The organism is Sphingomonas sp. HMP9 (assembly GCF_013374115.1).
Taxonomy (GTDB): Bacteria; Pseudomonadota; Alphaproteobacteria; order Sphingomonadales; family Sphingomonadaceae; genus Sphingomonas.
Genome location: NZ_AP022673.1, coordinates 512,561 through 534,089, shown reverse-complemented (window position 1 = coordinate 534,089; position 21,529 = coordinate 512,561). Strand labels below are relative to the sequence as shown.

18 protein-coding genes and 1 pseudogene are annotated in these 21,529 nt (G+C 65.0%); 12 read left to right on the top strand and 7 right to left on the bottom strand.

What is annotated here, in order from left to right; genetic code table 11:
* Nucleotides 1–114: 114 nt before the first annotated feature.
* The 10 genes from HMP09_RS02430 (at nucleotide 115) to HMP09_RS02385 (ending at nucleotide 11,363) form a co-directional block, all read left to right on the top strand.
* The gene (locus tag HMP09_RS02430; protein ID WP_197942451.1) at nucleotides 115–1,206 is read left to right on the top strand and encodes an FUSC family protein; all 1,092 of its coding nucleotides are present in this window, start codon (nucleotides 115–117) and stop codon (nucleotides 1,204–1,206) included.
* Between the two features lie 43 nt (nucleotides 1,207–1,249).
* Nucleotides 1,250–2,161 (top strand): acyl-CoA thioesterase, encoded by a 912-nt coding sequence (locus HMP09_RS02425; RefSeq protein ID WP_176499028.1) that lies wholly within the window; start codon nucleotides 1,250–1,252, stop codon nucleotides 2,159–2,161.
* 171 nt (nucleotides 2,162–2,332) lie between these two features.
* Nucleotides 2,333–3,850 carry an OprO/OprP family phosphate-selective porin gene (locus tag HMP09_RS02420; RefSeq protein WP_176499027.1) on the top strand — a complete coding sequence of 506 codons (1,518 nt, stop codon included), beginning with the start codon at nucleotides 2,333–2,335 and terminating at the stop codon, nucleotides 3,848–3,850.
* Between the two features lie 79 nt (nucleotides 3,851–3,929).
* The gene (locus HMP09_RS02415) at nucleotides 3,930–4,439 is read left to right on the top strand and encodes a MaoC family dehydratase (protein ID WP_176499026.1); all 510 of its coding nucleotides are present in this window, start codon (nucleotides 3,930–3,932) and stop codon (nucleotides 4,437–4,439) included.
* 114 nt (nucleotides 4,440–4,553) lie between these two features.
* Nucleotides 4,554–5,927, top strand: coding sequence for an MFS transporter (locus HMP09_RS02410; RefSeq protein ID WP_176499025.1), 1,374 nt, complete (start codon nucleotides 4,554–4,556; stop codon nucleotides 5,925–5,927).
* Nucleotides 5,924–7,318 (top strand): MmgE/PrpD family protein, encoded by a 1,395-nt coding sequence (locus HMP09_RS02405; protein ID WP_176499024.1) that lies wholly within the window; start codon nucleotides 5,924–5,926, stop codon nucleotides 7,316–7,318. The genes HMP09_RS02410 and HMP09_RS02405 overlap by 4 nt, the downstream gene beginning before the upstream one ends.
* Nucleotides 7,315–8,493: an acyl-CoA dehydrogenase family protein gene (locus HMP09_RS02400; RefSeq protein ID WP_176499023.1), complete on the top strand. Its 1,179-nt coding sequence runs from the start codon at nucleotides 7,315–7,317 to the stop codon at nucleotides 8,491–8,493. The genes HMP09_RS02405 and HMP09_RS02400 overlap by 4 nt, the downstream gene beginning before the upstream one ends.
* Nucleotides 8,490–9,698, top strand: a complete 1,209-nt coding sequence (locus tag HMP09_RS02395; protein WP_176499022.1) for a CaiB/BaiF CoA transferase family protein — start codon at nucleotides 8,490–8,492, stop codon at nucleotides 9,696–9,698. Before HMP09_RS02400 ends, HMP09_RS02395 begins: the two co-directional genes overlap by 4 nt.
* Nucleotides 9,699–9,781: 83 nt before the next feature.
* The gene (locus tag HMP09_RS02390; RefSeq protein WP_176499021.1) at nucleotides 9,782–10,525 is read left to right on the top strand and encodes a GntR family transcriptional regulator; all 744 of its coding nucleotides are present in this window, start codon (nucleotides 9,782–9,784) and stop codon (nucleotides 10,523–10,525) included.
* 10 nt (nucleotides 10,526–10,535) lie between these two features.
* The gene (locus HMP09_RS02385; protein ID WP_176499020.1) at nucleotides 10,536–11,363 is read left to right on the top strand and encodes an HpcH/HpaI aldolase/citrate lyase family protein; all 828 of its coding nucleotides are present in this window, start codon (nucleotides 10,536–10,538) and stop codon (nucleotides 11,361–11,363) included.
* A gap of 80 nt (nucleotides 11,364–11,443) precedes the next feature.
* Here the strand turns inward: HMP09_RS02385 and HMP09_RS02380 are convergent, their stop codons facing one another.
* Together HMP09_RS02380 and HMP09_RS02375 are read right to left on the bottom strand one after the other, a co-directional pair.
* Nucleotides 11,444–12,931, bottom strand: a complete 1,488-nt coding sequence (locus tag HMP09_RS02380; RefSeq protein WP_232090574.1) for an FAD-dependent monooxygenase — start codon at nucleotides 12,929–12,931, stop codon at nucleotides 11,444–11,446.
* Nucleotides 12,932–13,008: 77 nt separating this feature from the next.
* Nucleotides 13,009–13,479: a MarR family winged helix-turn-helix transcriptional regulator gene (locus HMP09_RS02375; RefSeq protein ID WP_176499018.1), complete on the bottom strand. Its 471-nt coding sequence runs from the start codon at nucleotides 13,477–13,479 to the stop codon at nucleotides 13,009–13,011.
* A gap of 70 nt (nucleotides 13,480–13,549) precedes the next feature.
* Between HMP09_RS02375 and HMP09_RS02370 the strand changes: the two are divergent.
* Nucleotides 13,550–13,786, top strand: a pseudogene (locus HMP09_RS02370) (hypothetical protein); the annotation flags it as partial.
* A 426-nt stretch (nucleotides 13,787–14,212) separates the two neighbouring features.
* Here HMP09_RS02370 and HMP09_RS02365 read toward each other — a convergent pair.
* From HMP09_RS02365 to HMP09_RS02345, 5 genes are read right to left on the bottom strand one after another with little or no spacing between them, the layout of a single operon-like run.
* The gene (locus HMP09_RS02365; RefSeq protein ID WP_176499017.1) at nucleotides 14,213–15,370 is read right to left on the bottom strand and encodes a Gfo/Idh/MocA family protein; all 1,158 of its coding nucleotides are present in this window, start codon (nucleotides 15,368–15,370) and stop codon (nucleotides 14,213–14,215) included.
* A gap of 15 nt (nucleotides 15,371–15,385) precedes the next feature.
* Nucleotides 15,386–16,657 carry a Gfo/Idh/MocA family protein gene (locus HMP09_RS02360; protein ID WP_176499016.1) on the bottom strand — a complete coding sequence of 424 codons (1,272 nt, stop codon included), beginning with the start codon at nucleotides 16,655–16,657 and terminating at the stop codon, nucleotides 15,386–15,388.
* Nucleotides 16,654–17,508, bottom strand: a complete 855-nt coding sequence (locus HMP09_RS02355) for an FAD:protein FMN transferase (protein ID WP_232090572.1) — start codon at nucleotides 17,506–17,508, stop codon at nucleotides 16,654–16,656. Before HMP09_RS02355 ends, HMP09_RS02360 begins: the two co-directional genes overlap by 4 nt.
* A 1-nt stretch (nucleotide 17,509) precedes the next feature.
* Nucleotides 17,510–18,832 (bottom strand): Gfo/Idh/MocA family protein, encoded by a 1,323-nt coding sequence (locus tag HMP09_RS02350; protein WP_176499015.1) that lies wholly within the window; start codon nucleotides 18,830–18,832, stop codon nucleotides 17,510–17,512.
* A 14-nt stretch (nucleotides 18,833–18,846) separates the two neighbouring features.
* Nucleotides 18,847–20,271 carry a 3-keto-disaccharide hydrolase gene (locus tag HMP09_RS02345; protein WP_232090570.1) on the bottom strand — a complete coding sequence of 475 codons (1,425 nt, stop codon included), beginning with the start codon at nucleotides 20,269–20,271 and terminating at the stop codon, nucleotides 18,847–18,849.
* 279 nt (nucleotides 20,272–20,550) lie between these two features.
* Between HMP09_RS02345 and HMP09_RS02340 the strand changes: the two genes are divergently transcribed.
* A complete protein-coding gene (locus HMP09_RS02340) occupies nucleotides 20,551–21,297 on the top strand; it encodes a FadR/GntR family transcriptional regulator (protein ID WP_176499014.1) in 747 nt (248 codons plus the stop codon).
* Nucleotides 21,298–21,529 lie beyond the last annotated feature (232 nt).

The following is a 21,529-nucleotide window of genomic DNA, read 5'->3' as shown; positions in this document are numbered from 1 at the left end:
ACAATGTCAGCCAATCGGATTGTCGCTAAGCGAATCATGGCGATTTACGATTGCGGGTACGAGCATTACCGCCGGCGAACTACTTTACGGAAATTTGGAGGAAAAGCGCTGACATTGAAATACCGGCCAGGCGCTCTGTTCAACGGGAATGCGGATAGCCTGCGTCATACGGTCCGTGTAATCGCGGGGACGGCGGCGGCGTTCGTTGCGTACAAGACGCTAGGCTTGCACGAGGGATATTGGGCGGTATTCACCGTGCTGATCGTGATGCAGGCGTCGATCGGGGGAACGCTCGGCGCCGCGACCGATCGGTTGCTGGGGACGTTGCTCGGTGCAGTTCTCGGCGGGATCGGCGCGGCGCTCGGGCGGACCGATACGCTCGAACTCGGACTGGTGCTCGTCACCGTCACCGGCATCGCGGCACTCGTGGCGTCGGTCCGGCCGCGGTTGCGGATCGCGCCGGTCACCGCCGCAATCATGCTGCTCAGCGCGCCGCCGGGTGCCCCGGTGCAGACGTTCGTCCGCGATCGCATCATCGAGATCGGTCTCGGCGGCATGATCGGCGTACTGGCGGCGATGTTCATATTACCAGCGCGGTCGCACGGCGTGGTGATCGCGCGCACGCTGGCCGTGCTGAGCCATATCGAACGGATGCTGCGCGCGCAGGCGGACGCGCTGACCGCCGGGCTCGCACTGCCATCGTCCCCCGAACACGCGGCGCTGCGTCATGCGCTGGCCGCGGTCGAGCTGGCGATGAAGGATGCCGACCGCGAGCGAGCCTCGCGCCTTGCCGATCACGGTATTCCCGCCGCCGTCCCGCGCACGCTCTGGCGGATCCGCAACGACCTGGTGCTGAGCGGTCGCGCACTCGACGAACCGCTGCCGCCGGTGGCAATGGCAGCGCTCGCCAAGCCATCGGCGGCGATGCTGACCGCGCATGCCGCGCTGGCGACCCGGTGTTCGGAGGCGCTGCGCATGCGCGGCAAGGTCGACCGGAGCGACGTCGAAGCCTGCTATCGGATGTTCGGTACCGCGCTCGATCGGTTCCGCCGTAGCGACGCCGCGGCAACCCTGGATTTCGACGCGTCGGGCCGCGTGTTCGGGCTCGCCTTTGCCGCGGGTCGGCTCCACCGCGACCTGCTCGACCTCGCGGGTCGCGTCGACGAGATCGCCCCGACCAAGGTGCTCGCCGCCGACCAAAGCTGACCGCGCCGCTTTGACGCTGGTCGCGCGCGCGGTACGGGCGGCGATGACCAACACCCTATCGACGCCCGGCCTCGCCGCCGAACTGGTCGCGCTGCTCGATCTCGAACCGCTCGATACCGACCTGTTCCGCGGACCGCAGCGACCCGGCGCAACCGCGCGCGTCTTCGGCGGGCAGGTCGTGGCACAGGCACTGATGGCGGCGCAGCGTTCGGTCGACGGACCCGCCGTGGCGCACAGCATGCACGCCTATTTCCTGCGTGCCGGCACCGAGACGCAACCGATCATCTTCCGGGTCGAGCGCGACTTCGACGGCAAGTCGTTCGCCAACCGCCGCGTCACCGCGAGCCAGAACGGCGCGACGATCCTGACGCTCGCCGCATCGTTTCAACGACCGGAAGCGGGCCTGGAGCATGCGGTCGCGATGCCCGATCTTCCGCCGCCGGAGGCGCTGCGCTCGCTCGACATCCTCGCTGGCGAATATGCGGGTATCTCCGCGCAAGCCGTCGCGTTCCTCGGCCAGCCGTCCGCCTTCGATATCCGGCCATGCGGCGTGCCCGCATTCCTCCAGACCGAACCCGGCATGCCCGTGTCGCATGTCTGGATCCGATTCCGGGGCAGTGCGCCGACCGATCCCGCGATTCGCCGGGGCGTGCTCGCCTATCTGTCCGACTACGCGCTGCTTAGTGCGTCGCTGATCCCACACGGCGTCACCATGTTCGAGCACAGCATGCAGACCGCGAGCCTCGATCACGCGATGTGGTTCCACGAGGACGTGCCGCTCGACGACTGGCTTTTGTATAGCAGCGAGAGCCCATGGTCGGGACATGGTCGCGGCATCGCTCGCGGGGTGTTCCATAGCCGCGACGGGCAGGCGGTCGCGCATGTGACGCAGGAAGGGTTGATCCGCATGCGACCCGACCTCGCGCCGCGCACCACGATCCCGCATATGCCCTGATCAACCCGACCCCGATCGACCCCGATCGATCAGCGCCTGATCGGCTCAACGCGGAAATCAGTGTCGACAGCGCATTTGTACGGACATTAAGACTATCCTTCCCCAGTGAAGCTGGTTCCAGGATATCGCGCCGCGGAAGACGGACGATCCCGATCTCGAGAGGATGTCTGTATGCGTCATTCGTACGCCGTATCGCTGTGTGCATTGCTCGCGGTACTGCCATCGGCAGCCCGGGCGCAGACCGCGTCCCCGCTCGATACTGACCCGTCGTACCAGACGATGCTGGCGCTGATCGACGAGATGGTCGAGACCAAGCTGGTCAGCCGCGAACGTGCCGATACGATGATCGCCAATGCCAAGGTCAAAGCAAGCCGCGCCCTGGCGGCAAATGCCCCGCTCCCGGCCGCCCCGACACCACCGCCCACGCGCGTGCAGGTCGCGACGCAGGCGGCGGACGCCGGCGCCAAGATCGCTCCTGTCCCCGTCGGCAATCTGCAGACCACGAGCGCCGGCGGGGTCGCGTTGCCCGCCGATCTGGCGGTCGACTGGAGCCGCGGCGCGCCGGTTTTCAGCAGCCGAAACGGCAAGTTCACCTTCAAGCCGCGCGGTCGCATCCTCGCCGATCTGTCCTCGACCGGCGGGTCGGATTTCGATCGCCGCAACATCACCGTGTCGACGCTGCGCCAGTTCCGCTTCGGCGGCGTCGGCACGATCGGCGATCACCTGTTCTACCAGTTCGAGGCCGATTTCCGCCGCAATGCGACCGAGGTCGTGCAGACCTTCGTCGGGTACCGCCAGAAGTTCGGGGAGACCGACACCGACATCCGCTTCGGCAATCTTATTACCGATCGCGGGATCGATATCGGCACCGCGGCGACCGCCAATCCGTTCATCACCACCAACATCAACACCACCGCACTCGCGACGCAGGGTGGCCGCGTCTACCTGCTCGGCGTGGTCGGTCGCGCCGGCGGCAAGAACTGGCACGCCAGCCTAGGCGTGCACGGCGACGCGATCGACAATGATTTCACGCGCAGCGACAACCGCATGGTGCTGGGCCGGGTGCACTGGAACCCGATCCTTACCAAGCATGGCCTGATCCATGTCGGCGGCTGGGCATATAGCGAGAACATACCCGACACGACCCTACCGACAACGTTTGCGCAGAACATGTCGGGGGCGATCAACAACAGCGTGCGCGTCGAGTCCGCGGCGCTGACCGGGGCGGACGGATCAAAGGCGTTCGGCCTTGAATTGGGCGGCACGCTCGGGCCGTTCTACGCGTTCTCGGAATACGGCCAGCGTACCGTCCACGGCGGACCGACCTCGACGTTCCGCAGCGCGAAGATCAAGGCCCTGTCGATCAACGGCGGCTTCTGGATCACCGGCGAGACCCCGACCTACGCCTCGCGGAGCGGCACGTACGTGGCACCAAACGTGCTCCACTCGGTACTGGACGGTGGCTGGGGGGCGCTGGAAGCGGTCGTCCGATACGAGGATCTGGACAGCTCGGATTTGCCCCTCGGCGGAACCGGCACCGCCGGAACGCTGGGGCTGAACTGGTCGCTCACCAACAATTTCCGGTTCATGGCGGACTATATTCATTTCCGTACCGACAACCGCACCGGCAGTTTCACGGGCCGCGATACCGGCGACACGTTCGCGGCAAGGGCTGAAGTGGCGTTCTGACGACGCACCGCAGCGCGCTGGCGACTTGCCAGCGTACCATGAGTTCGATAATGTCCGTACAAAGCGATAAGGAGGATGTATGAGCCTTTCGGCTATCAAGATCGGTGAACAGCGCTACCGCGCGAGTTACGGCCGCTATCTCGAGGATTTCGTCGTCGGCGACATTTACGAGCATCGCCCCGGGCGGACGATCACCGATGCGGACAATATCCAGTTCTCGCTGATGACGATGAACGCGCACCCGATGCACTGCGACGCGCAATATGCCGCCAAGAGCGAGTTCGGGCGGCTGCTGGTCAACAGCGGACTGACGCTGGCGATCGTGCTCGGTATGACGGTCAACGACGTAAGCGGCAAGTCGCCCGCCAATCTCGGCTGGACCGAGATCAAGCTGACCCATCCGGTGTTCGGCGGAGATACGTTGACCGCGGAAACCGAAGTGCTCGAGATCCGCGACTCGAAGTCGCGCCCGACCCAGGGGATCGTCACTACGCGCACCCGCGCGTTCAACCAGGACGCCAAGCAGATCATGGAGTTCACGCGCAACTCGCTCGTCTACAAGCGCGGCGAATCTCCCGACGACAAATAGCCCGACCGATCGACTAATCGGCCGCCGTCGGTGGTCGGACGTCCCCTGCGCGGGCTGCGAGAGCTTCGACCAAAGAAGACCCGGCCCGTCGTCATTCCGAAGAGAGGTAGCCCCATGGCCGATACCATCGCCGTCAACGCAGGAGCCAGGCTGGACCGTCTGCCCATCTCCCGATTCCACTGGCGTATCCTGGGGCTGATCAGCGCGGGTGCGTTCCTCGACGCGTTCGACGTTTATCTCGCGGGTGGCGTGATCGCCGCTTTGAAGGCCGAGGGTTTCTCGACGCTGGCGCAAGCCGCGGTGTTCATGTCGATGACGTTCCTCGGCATGATGATCGGCGCAGGCATGGCCGGCTATGTCGGCGATCGCTTCGGGCGTCGCGCATCCTACCAGTTCAACCTGGCGCTGTTCGGGATAGCGTCGATCGCGGCGATCTTCTCGCCCAACATGACGTTCCTGATCGGCTGCCGCTTCATCATGGGCATTGGTCTCGGCGCCGAACTGGTAGTCGCGGCAGGTACGCTCGGCGAGTTCATCCCGCCGGCCTATCGTGGCCGCTGGGTGTCGATCATGGGGATGGTCGTCAATTCTGGCCTGCTGGTCGCAACCTCGGTCGGCTATATCGTCATCCCGACGCTCGGCTGGCGCTACATGTTCGCGATCGGGGGCATACTTGCGCTGATCGTCTGGGTGATGCGCAAGAAGATGCCGGAATCGCCGCGTTGGCTGGAATCGGTCGGTCGCAACGACGAGGCCGAGGCGACGCTGCGCGAGATCGAAGCCGAGGTCACCGCACACAAGGGCCCGCTCGCCCCGGTGCCAGCGGTCCGCGTGGTACCCAAGGTCCACGCACCGCTTTCCGCGCTGTTCGGATCGAAACTGCGCCGCCGCCTGATCGCCGCGACGCTCGCCGCGATCGCGGTCAACGTCTCGGTCTACGGCTTCGTCGCGTGGTTGCCGACCTTCCTGGTCAGCCACGGCACCGGCATTGTCACCTCGCTCTGGTACACGACGCTGATGTCGTTCGGCAGCGTGTTCGGTGCGGTCGTCGCGATCGGCATCGCCGACCGGATCTCGCGCCGCGCCTCGCTGATCGCAACCGCCGTCGTGATCATGATCTTCGGCTTCCTGTATCCGAATGCCCACGGCGACCTGATGGTGCCGCTGACCGGCTTCCTGCTCGTCTCCAGCATTTACACGCTCGTGACGCTGGCGCTGTTCGCCTATATCCCCGAACTATTCCCGACCGCCTATCGGCTGCGCGGCACCGGTTTCGCCGGAATGTGCGGGCGGGCCGCATCGATGGTCACGCCCTATGCCACCGTCGCGCTGTTCGAGCGCTTCGGGCTGGAGGGTGTACTCGGCATGGTCGGCGTGGTGCTGGCCTGCATGATCGCTGCGGTCGGTTTGCTGAACATCGAGACGACCGGCCAGTCGCTCGACGACGTCGCCGATGACTCGCTGATAAACGGGGGAGCCGCCAAGTGACACTCTCGCAAGTCTTCGCCGATTTCGCGACTGGCCTGACGATCGATGCCATTCCCGAGCGGGTCAAGGAGCGAGCACGCCATCTGATCCTGGATTCGGTCGGCACAGGGCTCGCAGCGGTCGGCGCCCCCTGGGCGGAGGCAAGCTTCGCCGCCGCCGGGGATCTCGGCAGCGGCACGGCACCGGTGCTCGGCTATGGCCGTACGCTCGCGATGCGTGATGCGGCCCTGATGAACGGGCTGATCACGCACGGCCTCGACTATGACGACACGCATGCACGCGGGATCATCCATGCGACCGTGAGCGCCTTTCCGACCGCGCTCGTCGCGGCGGACAAGGCGGGCGTTTCGGGGGCCGACCTGCTTGTCGCCTACGTCGCGGCGATGGAGGTCTCGACCAGGGTCGCGGCCGTCGGCGCGGGCGGGTTCCACGGCTTCGGCTTCCACCCGACCGGATTGATCGGCGCATTCGGATCGACGCTCGCCGCCGGCAAGTTGCTAGGGCTCCACACGCAGCAGATCGCGATGGCGCAGGGGATCGTGCTGTCGATGGCCGCCGGGAGCCTCGAATTCCTGGCTGACGGCGCGTGGACCAAGCGGTTGCATCCCGGCTGGGCGGCAAGCTCGGCATTGACCGCCGCCACGCTCGCCAAGCGCGGCTTCGTCGGACCGCTAGCGGCGTACGAGGGCCGGTTCGGCCTGTATGCGCTCTATCTCCAGGACGCCGCCCCAGCCCTGCTTGCGCAGGCGACCGAAGCGCTCGGCGAGACCTGGGAGGTCGAGGCGGTCTCGGTGAAGCCGCTTCCCGCGTGCCACATGACGCACGCCGCGATCGATGCGGCGATCGCGTTGCGCGCGGCCTACGACCTGACCGCCGCCGATATCGCCAAGGTCATCGTGCTGGTGCCCGAGGCGGTCATCCCGATCGTCTGCGAGCCTGTCGCGCCAAAGCGGACGCCGCGAACCGGTTACGATGCGCAATTCTCGATCCCCTACACGGTCGCGACCGCGCTGCTGACCGGCAAGTTCACGCTCGACGCACTCGATCCGGTGGCGCTGAACGATCCGGCGGTGCTCGATCTCGCGACCCGCGTCGACTACGCGATCGACCCGGACAGCGACTATCCCAAGCATTTCACCGGCGAAGTCATCGTCGAAACACACGACGGCCGGATGCTGCGCCACCGCGAGGCGATCAACCGCGGCGCATCCGACCGGCCGCTGAGCAACGCCGACATCGACGCCAAATATTTCGAAAACGCCGCTCGCACGGTCGACGCGACACGCGCCGCGCACATCCGCGCCGCCGTGCTCGACATGGACCGGCACCCAGCTTCCGCACTCGGCGATATTCTCGCCGGCGCCACCGCCCCTCAAGGAGTATCTGTATGACCCTGGCAAACGCGATCGCCGCCGATGGCGCGATGACTGACGAAGAAATCATGATCCTCGATTCGATCGACAAGTTCCTCGAGACCGATGTGAAGCCGTTCGTCCACCAACTCGAACATGACGATGAATATCCGCAGAAGATCGTCGACACGATGAAGGAGATGGGCCTGTTCGGGCTCATGATCGCGCCCGAATTCGGCGGGTTCGGCGTCTCGACGCTGACCTATGTCCGCATCATCGAGAAGATCTCGACCGTGTGGATGTCGGTCGCGGGGATCATCAACAGCCACATGATCATGGCGATGACCGTGCAGCGCTGCGGCACGGAAGCGCAGAAGGATCATTACCTGCCCAAGTTCGCGACCGGCGAATTGCGCGGCGGCATCGGCCTGACCGAGCCCGATGCGGGCACCGATTTGCAGGCGATCCGCACCACCGCGGTCCGCGACGGCGACGACTATGTCGTCAACGGCAGCAAGATGTGGATCACCAATTCCGGCTCGGGCAACACCATCCTGCTGCTGGTCAAGACCGACACGACCGCCGAGCCGCGTCACAAGGGCATGAGCCTGCTGATCGCTGAGCGCGGCGACGGGTTCATCGTGTCGAAAAAGCTGGAGAAGCTTGGGTACAAGGGCATCGACAGCAACGCGCTGACCTTCGACGGATATCGCGTCCCGGTCGATCGCCTCATTGGCGGGATCGAAGGCGTCGGCCTGAAGCAGGTGCTGGGCGGGCTCGAACTTGGCCGCATCAACGTCGCCGCGCGCGGCGTCGGGATCGCGCAGGCGGCCCTCAACGAGGCGGTCGCCTATTCGCAGACGCGCAAGACCTTCGGCAAGCCGATCTGCGAGCATCAGGCGATCCAGCTGAAACTGGGCGAAATGACGACGCGCACCTATGCCGCGCGCCTGCTCACCGAAGCGGCGGCCAAGGCGTATGACCGCGGCGAGCGCTGCGACATGGAAGCCGGCATGGCGAAGTATTTCGCGACTGAAGCGGGGCTGGAGAATGCGATCGAGGCGATGCGGATCTTCGGCGGTTACGGCTATTCGAAGGAATATAATGTCGAGCGGCTTTACCGCGACGCGCCCCTGCTGACGATCGGCGAAGGCACCAACGAACTCCAGCGGATCATCATCGCCAAGCAGATCATCGCGCGGAACCCGGCATGAGCCAGCCAGCCCCCAATCAGCCCCTGGCAGGCCTCCGCATCGTCGCGGTCGAACAATATGGTGCAGGCCCCTTCGGCACGCAGCAGCTTGCCGATCTTGGTGCCGAGGTCATCAAGATCGAGAATCACAAGGACGGCGGCGATATCGGTCGGCATGTCGGCCCGTATTTCTTCGCGCCCGGCGACAGCCATTTCTACGAATCGCTGAACCGCAACAAGCGCAGCATCGGCCTCGATCTGAAGAGCGCCGACGGACGTGCGGTGCTGGAGAAGCTCGTCGCGGAATCGGACGTGGTGTTCAACAACTTGCGAGGCGACCTGCCGGCCAAGCTCGGGCTCGATTATGCAGCGCTGTCACCATTTAACCCGGCGATCGCGTGCGTCCACCTGTCCGCCTATGGCCGCACCGGCAGTCGCGCGGCGTGGCCCGGCTATGACTATCTGATGCAGGCCGAGGCAGGTTATCTGTCGCTGACCGGCGAACCCGGCACGCCGCCCGCGCGCTTCGGGCTGTCGATCGTTGACTTCATGACCGGCACCACCGCTGCGCTGGCGATCCTGGCCGGCGTCGTTTCTGCACGCGGCAGCGGGATCGGCCGCGATCTCGACGTCAGCCTGTTCGACGTCGCGCTCGGCAACCTCAATTACGTCGCCGAATGGTATCTTAATGGCGGCGTCACCGTGGAGCGCACGTCGCGCTCGAGCCACCCGTCGCTGACCCCCAGCCAGCTCTACACGACCAGCGACGGCTGGATCTTCGTAATGTGCAACAAGGAAAAGTTCTTCGAGGTCTTGTGCGGGCTGATCGAGCGTCCCGAATGGGCGACCGATCCACGCTACGCGACCTTCGCCGCCCGGCTGGAGAACAGGCCAGCCTTCAACGCCGATCTCGATGCGGTCCTGTCGACCCGCACCACTGCGGACTGGATGCAGCGGTTCGAAGGCCGGGTGCCTGCCGCACCGGTGCTTGATGTCCAGCAGGCGCTCGACAACCCGTTTCTCGTGGAATCGAAGCGGATCATCGACTTCCAGCATCCCGAGCACGGCCCCCTGCCCGGCATCGCCTCGTCGATCCGTGCGGGCGGCGTCGAGCATCCGGATCAGGCGGCACCGGCATTGGGCGCGGATACCGATGCGATCCTCGCGACGCTCGGCTATACCCACGACGACGTCGCGAGCTTGCGCGATCGCGGCGCGGTACGGTGACACCAGCGCTTGCATCGAACGCCAAGGCATTGAACGGTGCGCTATTGTCCGGATCACCCGACAAAGCGACCGATGGATATCCGATGCCCCAGCTTCGTCAGCAACCGCGTTACCTGCAACTCGCCCAGACGCTAATCAACGAGATCGAGGATGGCCGCTATCCGATCGGCACGCTGCTCCCGACCGAGTTCGAGCTCTGCGACCAGTTCGGCGCGAGCCGCTTCACCGTCCGCGAAGCGATCAAGCGGCTCGCGCAATCGGGCATGGTCTCGCGCCAGGCCGGGGTCGGTACGCGCGTCCGTGGGCTGTCGCGCCCGGCCGCCTATCGCCAGGTGATGGAGGGGCTGTCCGATCTCCAGCAATACACCAACGAAACCAGCCTCTCCATCATCGCGCGTGAGACGATCGCGCTGGAAGGGCCGATCGCCCAACAGGTCGACGCCACTTCAGGCCAGACCTGGCTCCATCTCAGCGCGCTGCGTCGCGCCGCCGGAACCAGCCCGATCTCCTATTCGGACATCTATCTCCACCCCGCCTTCCGCAGCCTGAAGCTCGAAGACGACGTCGGTTCGATGCCGATCTTCAGCCGGATCGAGGAGCAGTTCGGCGAGCGCGTCGCCGAGGTCCGCCAGCATATCGAAGCGGTGGCGATCCCCGCGCCGATCGCCCGGCTGCTCGAAACCAAGACCGGCGCACCGGGCCTCCGCCTGACGCGCCAGTATCTGAACGCACGCGGCGAGGTCGTCGAGATGGCGATCAATACCCATCCCGCGGACCGCTATTCCTATTCCCAGACCTTCCGCCGCGATCCCGTATCCGGCCTTTAGAGGACGTCCCATGACCATTGCCGCCCGCAGCATCCTGTTCGTCCCCGGCGATCGCGCCGAGCGTTTCGAAAAGGCGCGCGCGAGCGGCGCGGACATGGTGGTGATCGATCTCGAAGACGCCGTTCTCCCTGGCAGCAAGACCGCCGCGCGCGATACGATCCATGATGCGCTCGCAGGCCTGACAGCGCCGCGGTTTTTCGTGCGCGTCAACAGTCTCGATACCGAGTGGCATGCGGACGACGTGCGCGCACTCGCGGCGTTGCCAGGCGTCGCCGGACTGATGCTGCCCAAGGCCGAGCGCGCATCGGACTTTGCGTCGATGCAAGAGGCAGTAACTGGCAAGCCCCTCCATGCGCTCGTCGAAACCGTTTCGGCGATCTTGAACTTGGCGGACCTCGTCACTGCGCCCGGTCTTTCACGGTTGTCGTTCGGCACGGTAGACTTCCAGGCTGACGCCGGCATCGACGGCGATCAAGCCGAGATCGACTATGTCCGTACCCACCTCGTCCTTCACTCGCGAAACGCAGGGCTTGCGGCACCGGTGGATGGCGTTTCGACGGACCTCACTGACGACGAGGCGCTGGCACGTGACACCGACCATGCACGTCGCTTCGGCTTCGGCGGAAAGCTTTGTGTCCATCCACGACAGGTGGGGATCGTCAACACAGCATTCCTGCCCTCCGCCTCTGACGTGGACTGGGCCACCCGTGTGACTGCCGCTATCGACGGCGCGTTTGGTGCCGTTGCCATCGACGGCAAACTCGTCGACAAACCCGTCATTGATCGCGCTCGCCGACTTCTTGATACTTATTCGGCATTTACAACTACGAGAAGGTGAGGGCCTGCTAGGTTCGCTTTTAATAAACTCGCGTTATCCCAACGACTTAAATGCATTAATTCTGATCGACATCTCATCGATTAGCGGGAGCTATGGTGGGCGAGGCCATCGAGATCGAACAGGCACCGCGTCGCCTCGGTGCCGTCGTCCGCTGGCCGGGGATTGGCCAGAACCAAGAGCGGACGCACCCATGACCATGCCGCGACGGCGGCGATGCCGCGCGACAGGTCCGCGCGCGATCCGGCGTCGCGGCCGTCGAACGCGAGGAGCCGCCAGCCCCAGCTCTTCCCGTCCGGGTTGTAGATTTCCTGGTGCAGGGTAACGGCATCGCCGCTGACCGTCGTCATGGCTGCGTCCGGCGCGCGGTCGCCGGCCCTGGCCGCGCCGTGCCGTTTGGGGTTTAGCTTTGAAAAGTGATCCTCGCTCAGCGGGCTGTCTAGGTAGGCCAGTTCGAGTTGCGCCAAATCGCTACCGCCGAAGACGCGGGAAGCCAGGTTGGGAATGAATCCGGATACCGTCTTGACGGCAGCGTCCGCGAGGCGGCTTCTGTCCATCAACTGGTGAAACCCCTTCAGCTGCTGCTCTCCCAACGCCGCGTGGGCACCGTGGCGCTCTGGCGCAAAGCTGTCGAGGACGGACGAACCGCACGCGTCCGCAAGTGTCATTGCCAGGCGCCAGCCGAGACCCACGGCGTCGTGGAAGCCGGCATTCATACCCTGGCCACCGATCGGCAACGTGGTGTGGCCGGCGTCGCCGACCAGGTACACGCGTCCCCGGGCATAGTCGGGCGCGACGCCATGCTTGAACTTGCCATAGCTGAACCACACCGGATCGGTCATGGTGAAGGTCTCGTCACCGATGACCTCGCGAGCGCGCGCGACCATCTCGTCGAGCGTCGGCTCTCGCGCCGGCATGTCCGTGTCCGCTTCCATGAAGAACAGTCGATATACCCCCTCCCAGACGGGCATCACGCCGGCGAAGCCATCGGGGTAGAGGAAGAACCATAGCTCGTCGAAGTCTGTCGAGCGGCGCCACTCAAGCTTGGCATCGACCTGCCGGATTGCCGTGCCTTCGAGTTCGGTGGGCGAGAAGTCGAGGCCTACCGCCTTGCGAACCGTTCCTCGCACGCCGTCCGCGCCGACAAGATACCGGCACCGCAGGCGTTCCGCCGTTGCTTCGCTGCGCTTCTCGCCATCGGCATCGACATGGCCGACCGATACAACGACACCGTCCTCATCGGCCTCGATGCCGAGGACCGGGCGCCCTCGCTCCACGGCGTTCCCATCGCCCAGGCTGTCCGCCAAGACGTTCTCGATGACGTCCTGACCCGAAAACAGAACCGCCTCGTAACGACTGCCCGAGTCCCGCGTGTCCAGCCTTGCCAACGGTACGCGATCCAGGATGATCTGGGTCTGCGTCGAAGCGTAGGATTGCGCCGCCAAAGCATCGCGCACGCCGATCGCGTCCAGAAGCTCCTGCGAGCGCGCGATCATGTTGTGGCCCTTGGAATCTGTCGATCCCTGCCGCTTGCGTTCGAAGATGCGATACGAAACGCCGTGATGGCTCAACGCGCGGGCAAGCGTGAGGCCGATCGGTCCCGCGCCAACGATGATGACGTCAGTATCGAAACCTCTGATTGTATCGTTCATGATCCTGTTCCTTCATTACGACCCGCTGCCAGCCTCTCCATCAGGCGGTGAAGAAGATCAGTGGCATCGGCGATGCGCGCGGGAGAGATGTCCCGAAAAAGCGATTGCGCCCACGGCCGCTGGCGGGTCAGCGCTTCGGCGCTGACCTGCTCCCCGAGGGGTGTGAGAACCACAAGTTGCGAACGTCGATGGTGGGGATTGACCTCCAGGCGGACCATGTCCGCCTCGATAAGTTCCTTAACGATCGCCCGGACACCCTGACGGGTCAGACCGATGTTCCGCGCGATCGACGCGACGGCCAGCGGCATCGGGGATTGCGCTACGGTTCCCAGCACTTGCCATCGAGAACTGGTCAGGCGGAGGTCGGCGACCAGATCGTCCCCGGCAGCGATCAGCGCGCCGTTCGCGCGGAAAATTGTGACGATGAGGCTGCTAAGCTTGTCATCCGGCAGATGCGATGAATTCATGTAAAATAGTGGTCATGGCCGGAACACCAGTTTCTCGCTCTACGAGGACGACGGCACCACTAACGCCTACAGAAAGGACGGCGGCAAGTCGGCAACACTGCGCTGTGACGACCCCGCCGCACGGCTTACCGCTTCGACCGCGTTGCCGACTGGGCAGGATGCCGCCAAGCTTGTTCCCTTGGTCAAGGTCGATGAGCACCTGCGACGGTTGCCAATTAGACCGTCGCAAAATAAGTTGAATGCTATGGCGTACAGTTCGAAGTCGTCGCACATGAACGGTACTAACCTACCAGAGCCAAATGTATAATAATGATGACCTGGCATGCGGACGTCCGCATAGACCTTCTAAGCGGCTAAGCGTTTGAGAGTGATTGGTGCGCCAAGAGCAAACCTTAATTTGTAAAACCCAGAACCGGTCATTATCGGCGTACTATTGCATTCCCAACTTCGGCCATCCGTTCATCTGGGTGTTACTCAAATTCATAGGTCGCGCTGCGCGTCGTGGACGCGATCGTTTTCGACCTACGGTGGATTAGCCAAATTCGAGAGTTGGGCCCATAATCGTGACGTACTTGTCGTCACTCCTCGTCCCGAGGTACGGATCGACTTGCTGGTTTAACGGAGCGTCCTAGTCGATCAGGGCTACGCCGGTGCGGCCGCCGAGCCAAAGCCAATTACCCATGGCAACGCCAAGTGAAGCCATACGCTTGTCCGATCCGCACGAGCTGACGCCTTATCGTCGTGCGGGTGTCGCACGAGCCTCCGCGGTCAGTACAAGTTCGGCCGCAAGCAGCGCGCCCTCCTGGTCCTGCGCCACCGACGTGTGTTCGACGATATCGGTCACGAACTGCGGCCCAAACGGCAACGGTACCTTCGAGCAATCGATGTAGCGCGTCCCCTTCTTGTCGGCGATCAGCAGATGGTTGCCACCCGGCCGCCCGACGATATCCACGTATTTGCGGAGCTCGATATAACCCTCGGTGCCGAGGATGAAGAGCCGGCCGTCGCCCCAGGTCGGCAGCCCGTCGGGCGTGAACCAGTCGACGCGGACATAGCCGGCGCCGCCATCACCGCTCAGCATCATGTCGCCGAAATCCTCGAACTTGGGATGCGCGGGATTACCGAAATTGCCGGTCTGCGATGCGACCACCTGCGCGCGCTTGCTGCCCGTCAGATAGACGAACTGGTCGGCCTGGTGGCTGCCGACATCGGTCAGGATGCCGCCGTTCTGCGCCGGGTCCCAGAACCAGTCGGGACGGCTCGCGGCGGACAGCCGGTGCGGCGCGAGGTTTACCGTCTGGATCACACGCCCGATCGCGCCATCATGGACGAGCTGCCCCGCCATCACCGCGGCAGGCACCTCGAGCCTTTCAGAATACATGATCCCGTATTTGCGCCCGGTTTCCTTGATTGCGCGGCGCACGTCGGCAAGCTGCTTCAGCGTCGTCATCGCCGCCTTGTCGCTGAGGTAATCCTTGCCCGCACGCATCACCCGGATGCCCAGCGGTGCACGCAGGCTCGGGATCGCCGCGCTGCACACCAGCTTGATCGTGCGGTCGTCGAGGATCTCCTGTTCGGACCGCGCCAGCTTCACTTCGCCATAGCGTTTCCTGAACACCGCGATCTGCTTCGGATCGGTCGCGTAGAAGGTGGTGAGCACCCCGCCGCCGCGGATGATCGCATCGGTGATGCCGAAGATATGGTTGTGGTCCATCCCGATCACGGCAAACGGCACGCGGTATTTCGCGTCCGGCGCTGGCCGGGCGACCGCAGCTTCGGTCGGTGCATCGCCGCGTGTAGCGGATTGCGCAAAGGCGTCGGCGGCAAACCCGGCAGCGAGGCCAGCGGTCAGGCCGAGGCCGAGGATTCCGCGTCGGTTGGTATCGGTCACAGCTAATTCCCCTTGTCAGATCGCGACCAGATTCGTCGGCCAGGTCATCGCTTCGCCACGGTCCATCGCCTGCTCGCCGAGCAGCGACGCGACGCTCGCCTGATAAGCCTGACGCAGCAGCCCGGGCAGCGGCTTGCCCGCGCGCACCGCTTCGGCGAAGCCCTCGAACTGCAGCATCGTCTCGTCATATTCGCCCCAGCCGAGCGACTCGCCGGGCGTCGTCACGGGCAGTTCGGGGAACCAGGTGGCGCCACCAATCGGCACGGTCCGCTTGTGACCGCGCGCGACGTCCTTCTGCATCCGCTGCAGTGCCAGCACCTTGGCCGGCACTTCCTGGTAGATCCGGCCGAGTTCGGGCTCGATGGTGCCCTTGCTGCCCTGGATCTGCTCCTCGCAACCATAGCGCGCATTGTTCAGCAGCGAGGTGTAGATGAACTTCCGCCCGCCGGCATATTCGTAGATCAGCGCGACATGGTCGTAGACTTCCCGGCCGTCCTTCCAGAAACAGATGCTGCCCGACCCCATCACCCGCGTCGGCGCCGCGTCGAAGAACCAGTTGCCGACCTGCAGCTGGTGCGTCGCCAGTTCGGTCATCAACCCTGCCGAGCTGTCGCGGTACAGGCGCCAGTTGATCTGGCGATCGGTCGCGTCGGCGGGCACTGGCCGGCGCCATGCGTTGTTGCGGTGCCAGCTCGCGCGAATTTGCGTGAGCGAGCCGATCTCGCCGGCCTTGGCGCGCTTCAGGGCGTTCAGATAGGTCGGGTGGAACATCCGCTGGTGGCCGATCTGGAGCACCCTGTTCGCCGCCTTCGAGCGCGTCACCATCGCACCGCAATCGGTGATGGTCCGCGCCATCGCCTTTTCGCACCACACGTGCAGCCCGGCATCGAACGCATCGAAACTATGCCGTGCGTGCATGTTGAGCGGCGTCGCGATCACCACCGCATCGATCCCGCCCGCGTCGAGCATCGCGCGGTGATCGTTGAAACTGCGCGTCGTCGGGCCGATCCACTGCCGCGCCTTCGCCAGGTTCGGCGCATAGGTATCGCAGATCGACACGACGGTGCAGTTGCGCGTCTTGGCGATGTTCTGGATCAGCGTGCGGCCGCGATCCCCGGTGCCGATCACGCCGAGCCGGACCGGGTTCGTCTTCACCGGATCGGCACCAGCCGCCGACGCTGCGGACACCACCCAGGGTGCCGCCGCCGCCATCCCCGCACCCGCGGTCGCCATCATCACGCGATCGATGAACGATCGCCGCGTGAGGTCGAAATCCTTGTCGGTCATGCCGCTTGCATCCTCGTTACGTCGACGGTCGGCGCCGCCTCTTTGGAAAGATCATACAGGAAACGCCGGCCCGGCCCACCGTCCAGCAACCGTCGCGCCTGTTCGGTATCCGCGACCAACAGCGCGGTGCTCAGCGCCTCCGCCCGGCCACCGTTGCGATCGACGGCCACCGCACAGCGCGCCGCGGTCACGATCGCGCCGTCGCTGGGCCGGATCATCGCCGCACGCTCGGGCGCGCGCGTCCCCGCCCCCACCGTCGTCGAAATCGACAGCGCCTCGTCAACGAGTTCGAGCTCGACCAGCACCGTGTCCGCCCGCGCCGGATGGGGGATCGCGAACGGCCAACCGCCGCCGAGCGGATGCTCGCCGATCACCGCCAGCGAGCTCTCCCCCGCCGACAGACACGCAGAGACGACGCCCGCGTCGCGCAACACCGCACAGGCCCGGTCGAGCGCGAACCCCTTGCCGAACCCGCCGAAATCCAGGGCGAGCGGTCGTGTCGCAGAGATCCATGCCGTCCGCGGGTCGAACACCACGTCGCCCCAGCCCGCGCCGCCGAACCGGCGGTCGGCGGCGGGATCGAACACCCCGCCGGTCAGCCCATGCGCGTCCTGCACCGCGACCAGCGCCGCGATCAGCAGCGGATCGTCGATCGCGACGCCCCGCCCCGCAAGCAGATCGTCGTTGACCGCGGTCGTCGGCGACGGTCGATGGATCGTCAACGCATCGTCGACCGCCTCGATCGCGCGCCGCGCCGCAACCAGCGCATCCGCGGACCCGACGCCGAACACGTGCAGCTCGATCCGTGTGCCCATCGCGACGAAGCGCTCGACCTGCGCGGCGATGCTCACGTCAGGCCTTGACCTCCCAGCCGGGTTCGTACGCGACCGACCACAATTTCATCGCCTCGGCGCTGCTCGGCTTGCCGGTCGTCGGATCGACGGTCAGCACGCTGTCGGTGCGATAGGCCATGTTGCCCAGATGGCAGAGCGTCGTGCTGATATGCCCCTCGGCGATCGGCGAGTTGAGCGTGGCCGCGCGGCCGCGAATCACGTCGACGAAATTGGCCGCATGATAGACGTCGAGGATGCCCTCCCCCACCGTGCCGGTCGTCTCCGAGCTCGCCTTGGCCATCACCTGCCGGACCGACTTGCCCGCCAGGTCGTAAAGTTCGAACCCGTTGCGATCGACCACCGCGGACCCCTTGGTACCCAGCAGCAGGACGCCGCGCCCCCGCCCATAGGTCAGCATCGCATTGCAGCTCTGCCCGTTCCAGCGGATCACGCGGTCATTGTCGTAGTTCAGATCCAGCGCGAGCGAATCGTACATCTCCCAGTCGTCGCCGGCATGGAAGCGCTTGGCACCTTGCGCGGAGACGGTCTTCGGATAGGTCAGCCCCATCAGCCAGCGCGCGACGTCGAGTTCGTGCATCGCATTGTTGCAGATCTCGCCGGTCCCGTATTGCCAGAACCAGTGCCAGTTATAGGGGACAAGGTTCGACCGGTACGGCGCGCGCGGCCGTGGCCCCTGCCACATCGCCCAGTCGAGATTGGCCGGCGGCTGCGTCACCTGCCCCTTGCCGATCGTCTTGCGGTTGTTCGCATACCAGGTCTGCGCCTCGTAGACGTCGCCCAGCTCGCCGGCCTGGACGAGCGCGAGCAGCTGCCGCGTCTCGGGGCTCGATCGCTGCTGGTTGCCGACCTGCAGGACGCGCTTGGTGCTTTTCTGCACGGCGATCATCGCCTCGCCCTCGGCGGGTGCGATGCCGATCGGCTTTTCGCAATAGACGTGATGGCCCGATTTCATCCCGTCGACCGCGAGCTTGGCGTGCCAATGGTCCGGGGTCGCGATCGTGACGATGTCCACCGCCTTGTTGTCGAACACCCGGCGGTAGTCGCCTTCGGTCTTGGGCGCGGGATTGCCGCGCGCCGCGAATTCGCCCGCACGCTTGGCCAGCACCGCCGAGTCCACGTCGCAGAAATGCGTGATCTCGACGTTCGGCACCTTCGTGAACGCGCCCATATGCGCCTGGCCGCGTCCGTTCACGCCGATCACGGCGACGCTCAGCCGGTCGTTCGCCCCCTTGATCCGCGCATAGCTGCGCGCACTCATCGCCACGCCGAGCCCGAGCCCTACCGTGGCGCCCGCGCCCTTGATCATCGTCCGACGGTCCATCGATCCATCCCCCTTCAGAGTTCGCGCAACTTGATCGACCGGAATTCCACCCGGTCGCCGTGATCCTGCAGCAGGATCGGTCCCTGCTTGCCCTCGCCGAAACCGGGCACGCCGGCATATTTGCTCTGTGCCACCAGCGCGCGGAACGCGGGCGATCCACGGTCGTATTCGACCATCTTGAAGCCGTTCAGCCAATGCTCGACATGCGCGCCCCGCACGACGATCACCGCGCGGTTCCAGGCGCCCGGCGGATTGATCCGCTTGCCCGGGCTGTCGGGATCGGACAGGTTCTTCGCCGCGATCAGGTCATAGAGCGACCCGAGCGTCCGGTTGCCGTCGCGCCCCATCTTGGCATCGGGATGCCGCTCGTCGTCGAGCAACTGATATTCCAGCCCGATCGACTCGCCCTTTTTGAGCAGGCCGGCATCGACGAAATACTTGATCCCGCTATTGGCGCCGGGCGTCAGTTTGAAATCGATCGACAGTTCGAAATCGCGGTAGTCGCGGGTCGTCGCGATATCGCCCCCGCTGCCCCCCCCGCCGCCCTCGACGCGCAATACGCCATCGGCCATCGACCAGCCCGATGCCGGAAACTTCTGGCCTTTGACGCTACGCCAGCCGGCACCGGTCTTCCCGTCCCACAGCAATTTCCAACCCGCGCGCTGCTCGCCCGCGGACAGGCGGTTGGTCAGCCATCCCTGCTCGGCAAGCGCCGTCGCGGGCATTGCGAACCGCGCCGGCGCGTCGGTGATCATGCGGACCTTGCGGAACCGCACTTCGGGATGCCGTGCAGCCTCCGCATCGGGGATGGCGTGGACCTGGAAGGCGATGAAACCGCGTGCGTCGACGTCGTCGACCACATCGGCGGCAGGCACGCCGTTGATCCACGTTCGCAGGCGGTTGCCGATCGCCTCGACACGATAGTGGTTCCAGTCGCCCGAGCGGAAGGTCTGGCGCGCCGCCTCGTTACGACCCAGCGTGTAGAGCCATTGCCGCCGCTGCTCGTCGTACAGCCCGGCACTCCAGCGGCGCGACGACGGATCGATCTCGGCCTGATATCCGTGCACCACGCCGTCGCGGTAATCGGGTCGGCTCTGGCCGCGGATCATCATGCCGGAATTGAGCGCCGGATCGGTCTTCGCGTCGAACTCGATGATGAAGTCGCCATATTGCGCCTCGGACACGAGCCAGCTGTTGGTCTTGCCGGGCTCGGCGCGCCCGATCAGTTCGCCATTCTCGAACGCATAGCTTGCCTTGCCGCCGGTCGCCCGCCAGCCGGCGAGGCCCTCGCGCGGAGTCACGTCGCGCCACGGCGCCTTTGTTTGGTTGGTGGCGGATTGCTGCGTCGATGCTGCAGGACCCGGAGGTGCAGCATACACCGATGCCTGCGTCATCAATGGCGCCGCCGCCAAGGTAAGAATTGCGAGCGCTCGAGTCATCCGCCTCCCCTTTTCTCTTTTCTGCGAGCGCGGGTTGGGCGACCCTCTCCGGACGAATCCGGTTGTCTCACATCGTTCACCGCCGACATGTACACTGTCGTACGGCCTCTCCTGAACCGACCCTAAATTGTGGTCGGGCCACATGCAACAGGATTGTAAGGCATTATTATCAGGCAACCCGGCACTTTTCGGATCGACAGCACTTGACGCTGCGCCGCGCAGGGCGATGTAGGGAGCAGCGCCGACGTTCGGACGGGCGCGCATCGAACGAGGAACGCAATGCAAGGCGCTGAAGGCGGCGGTAAACTCTACCGCAAGATCGTACAGGCGATCATCACGGACATCGCGAACGGCGTATACCAGGTTGGCGCCCGCCTGCCCGCCGAACGCGACCTGACCGAGCGGTTCAAGGTCAGCCGGCCGACGATCCGCGAGGCGATGATCGCGCTCGAGATGAAGGGCATGGTCGAGGCCCGCAAGGGATCGGGCGTGTTCGTCCTGGCATCCTCGTCGAACGACTCGGAACAGGAACTCGATATCGGCGCGTTCGAGATCACCGAGGCGCGCCGTCTGCTCGAAGGCGAGGTCGCCGCCGTCGCCGCAACCGAGATAAACGAGCAGCAGCTGCTGGAATTGCGCGGCATATTGGCGGAGATGGATCAGGACGATACGGTAGCGGCGGAGGACGCCGATCGCCGGTTCCACATCGCGATCGCGGAGGCGACGGGTAATGCCGTGATCATCTCGGCCGTCACCGATTTCTGGGACATGCGGTTCCGCTCGCCGCTCGCGCGCGAAGTGCTGGCGAAGGCCGGCAGCCTCGGTACCGAGAACCGCATGATCGAACATGGCCGGATTCTCAGTGCCCTGGAGGCCCGCTCGCCGATCGACGCGCGCAACGCGATGCGCGATCATCTGGCGCGCGTGATCGACCACCTGCTCGACGTTACCGAGACCGAGGCCGTCGAGCGCGCGCGCGCAGCGACCGACCAGCGCCGACGCGCCCTGGCCCGCCGCTCGGTCTGACCGGACGGGCAGTCACGGCCCTCGGCTGCTATGAGCCCGACAACCAAGTTTCAGCCTTTCACAACGCCATAGAGCGCAGGCTGCAAGTTGGTCGACAAACAATCTGCCTGACCAAATGATTCGGCATTGTCATATTAAAATAGCGATGATACCTGACGAATTACGCCGACCTTAGAAAACTAGGGCGGCAAAAATGTCGGACAGCGTCAATTCGGCGCGCCCGGCCTATCGG

Coding starts and splice junctions, on each gene's coding strand:
- HMP09_RS02425 (WP_176499028.1), top strand. CDS start 1,250: ATGACCAACACCCTATCGACGCCCGGCCTCGCCGCCGAACTGGTCGCG.
- HMP09_RS02420 (WP_176499027.1), top strand. CDS start 2,333: ATGCGTCATTCGTACGCCGTATCGCTGTGTGCATTGCTCGCGGTACTG.
- HMP09_RS02415 (WP_176499026.1), top strand. CDS start 3,930: ATGAGCCTTTCGGCTATCAAGATCGGTGAACAGCGCTACCGCGCGAGT.
- HMP09_RS02410 (WP_176499025.1), top strand. CDS start 4,554: ATGGCCGATACCATCGCCGTCAACGCAGGAGCCAGGCTGGACCGTCTG.
- HMP09_RS02400 (WP_176499023.1), top strand. CDS start 7,315: ATGACCCTGGCAAACGCGATCGCCGCCGATGGCGCGATGACTGACGAA.
- HMP09_RS02395 (WP_176499022.1), top strand. CDS start 8,490: ATGAGCCAGCCAGCCCCCAATCAGCCCCTGGCAGGCCTCCGCATCGTC.
- HMP09_RS02390 (WP_176499021.1), top strand. CDS start 9,782: ATGCCCCAGCTTCGTCAGCAACCGCGTTACCTGCAACTCGCCCAGACG.
- HMP09_RS02385 (WP_176499020.1), top strand. CDS start 10,536: ATGACCATTGCCGCCCGCAGCATCCTGTTCGTCCCCGGCGATCGCGCC.
- HMP09_RS02375 (WP_176499018.1), bottom strand. CDS start 13,479: ATGAATTCATCGCATCTGCCGGATGACAAGCTTAGCAGCCTCATCGTC.
- HMP09_RS02360 (WP_176499016.1), bottom strand. CDS start 16,657: ATGACCGACAAGGATTTCGACCTCACGCGGCGATCGTTCATCGATCGC.
- HMP09_RS02350 (WP_176499015.1), bottom strand. CDS start 18,832: ATGGACCGTCGGACGATGATCAAGGGCGCGGGCGCCACGGTAGGGCTC.
- HMP09_RS02345 (WP_232090570.1), bottom strand. CDS start 20,271: ATGACTCGAGCGCTCGCAATTCTTACCTTGGCGGCGGCGCCATTGATG.
- HMP09_RS02340 (WP_176499014.1), top strand. CDS start 20,551: ATGCAAGGCGCTGAAGGCGGCGGTAAACTCTACCGCAAGATCGTACAG.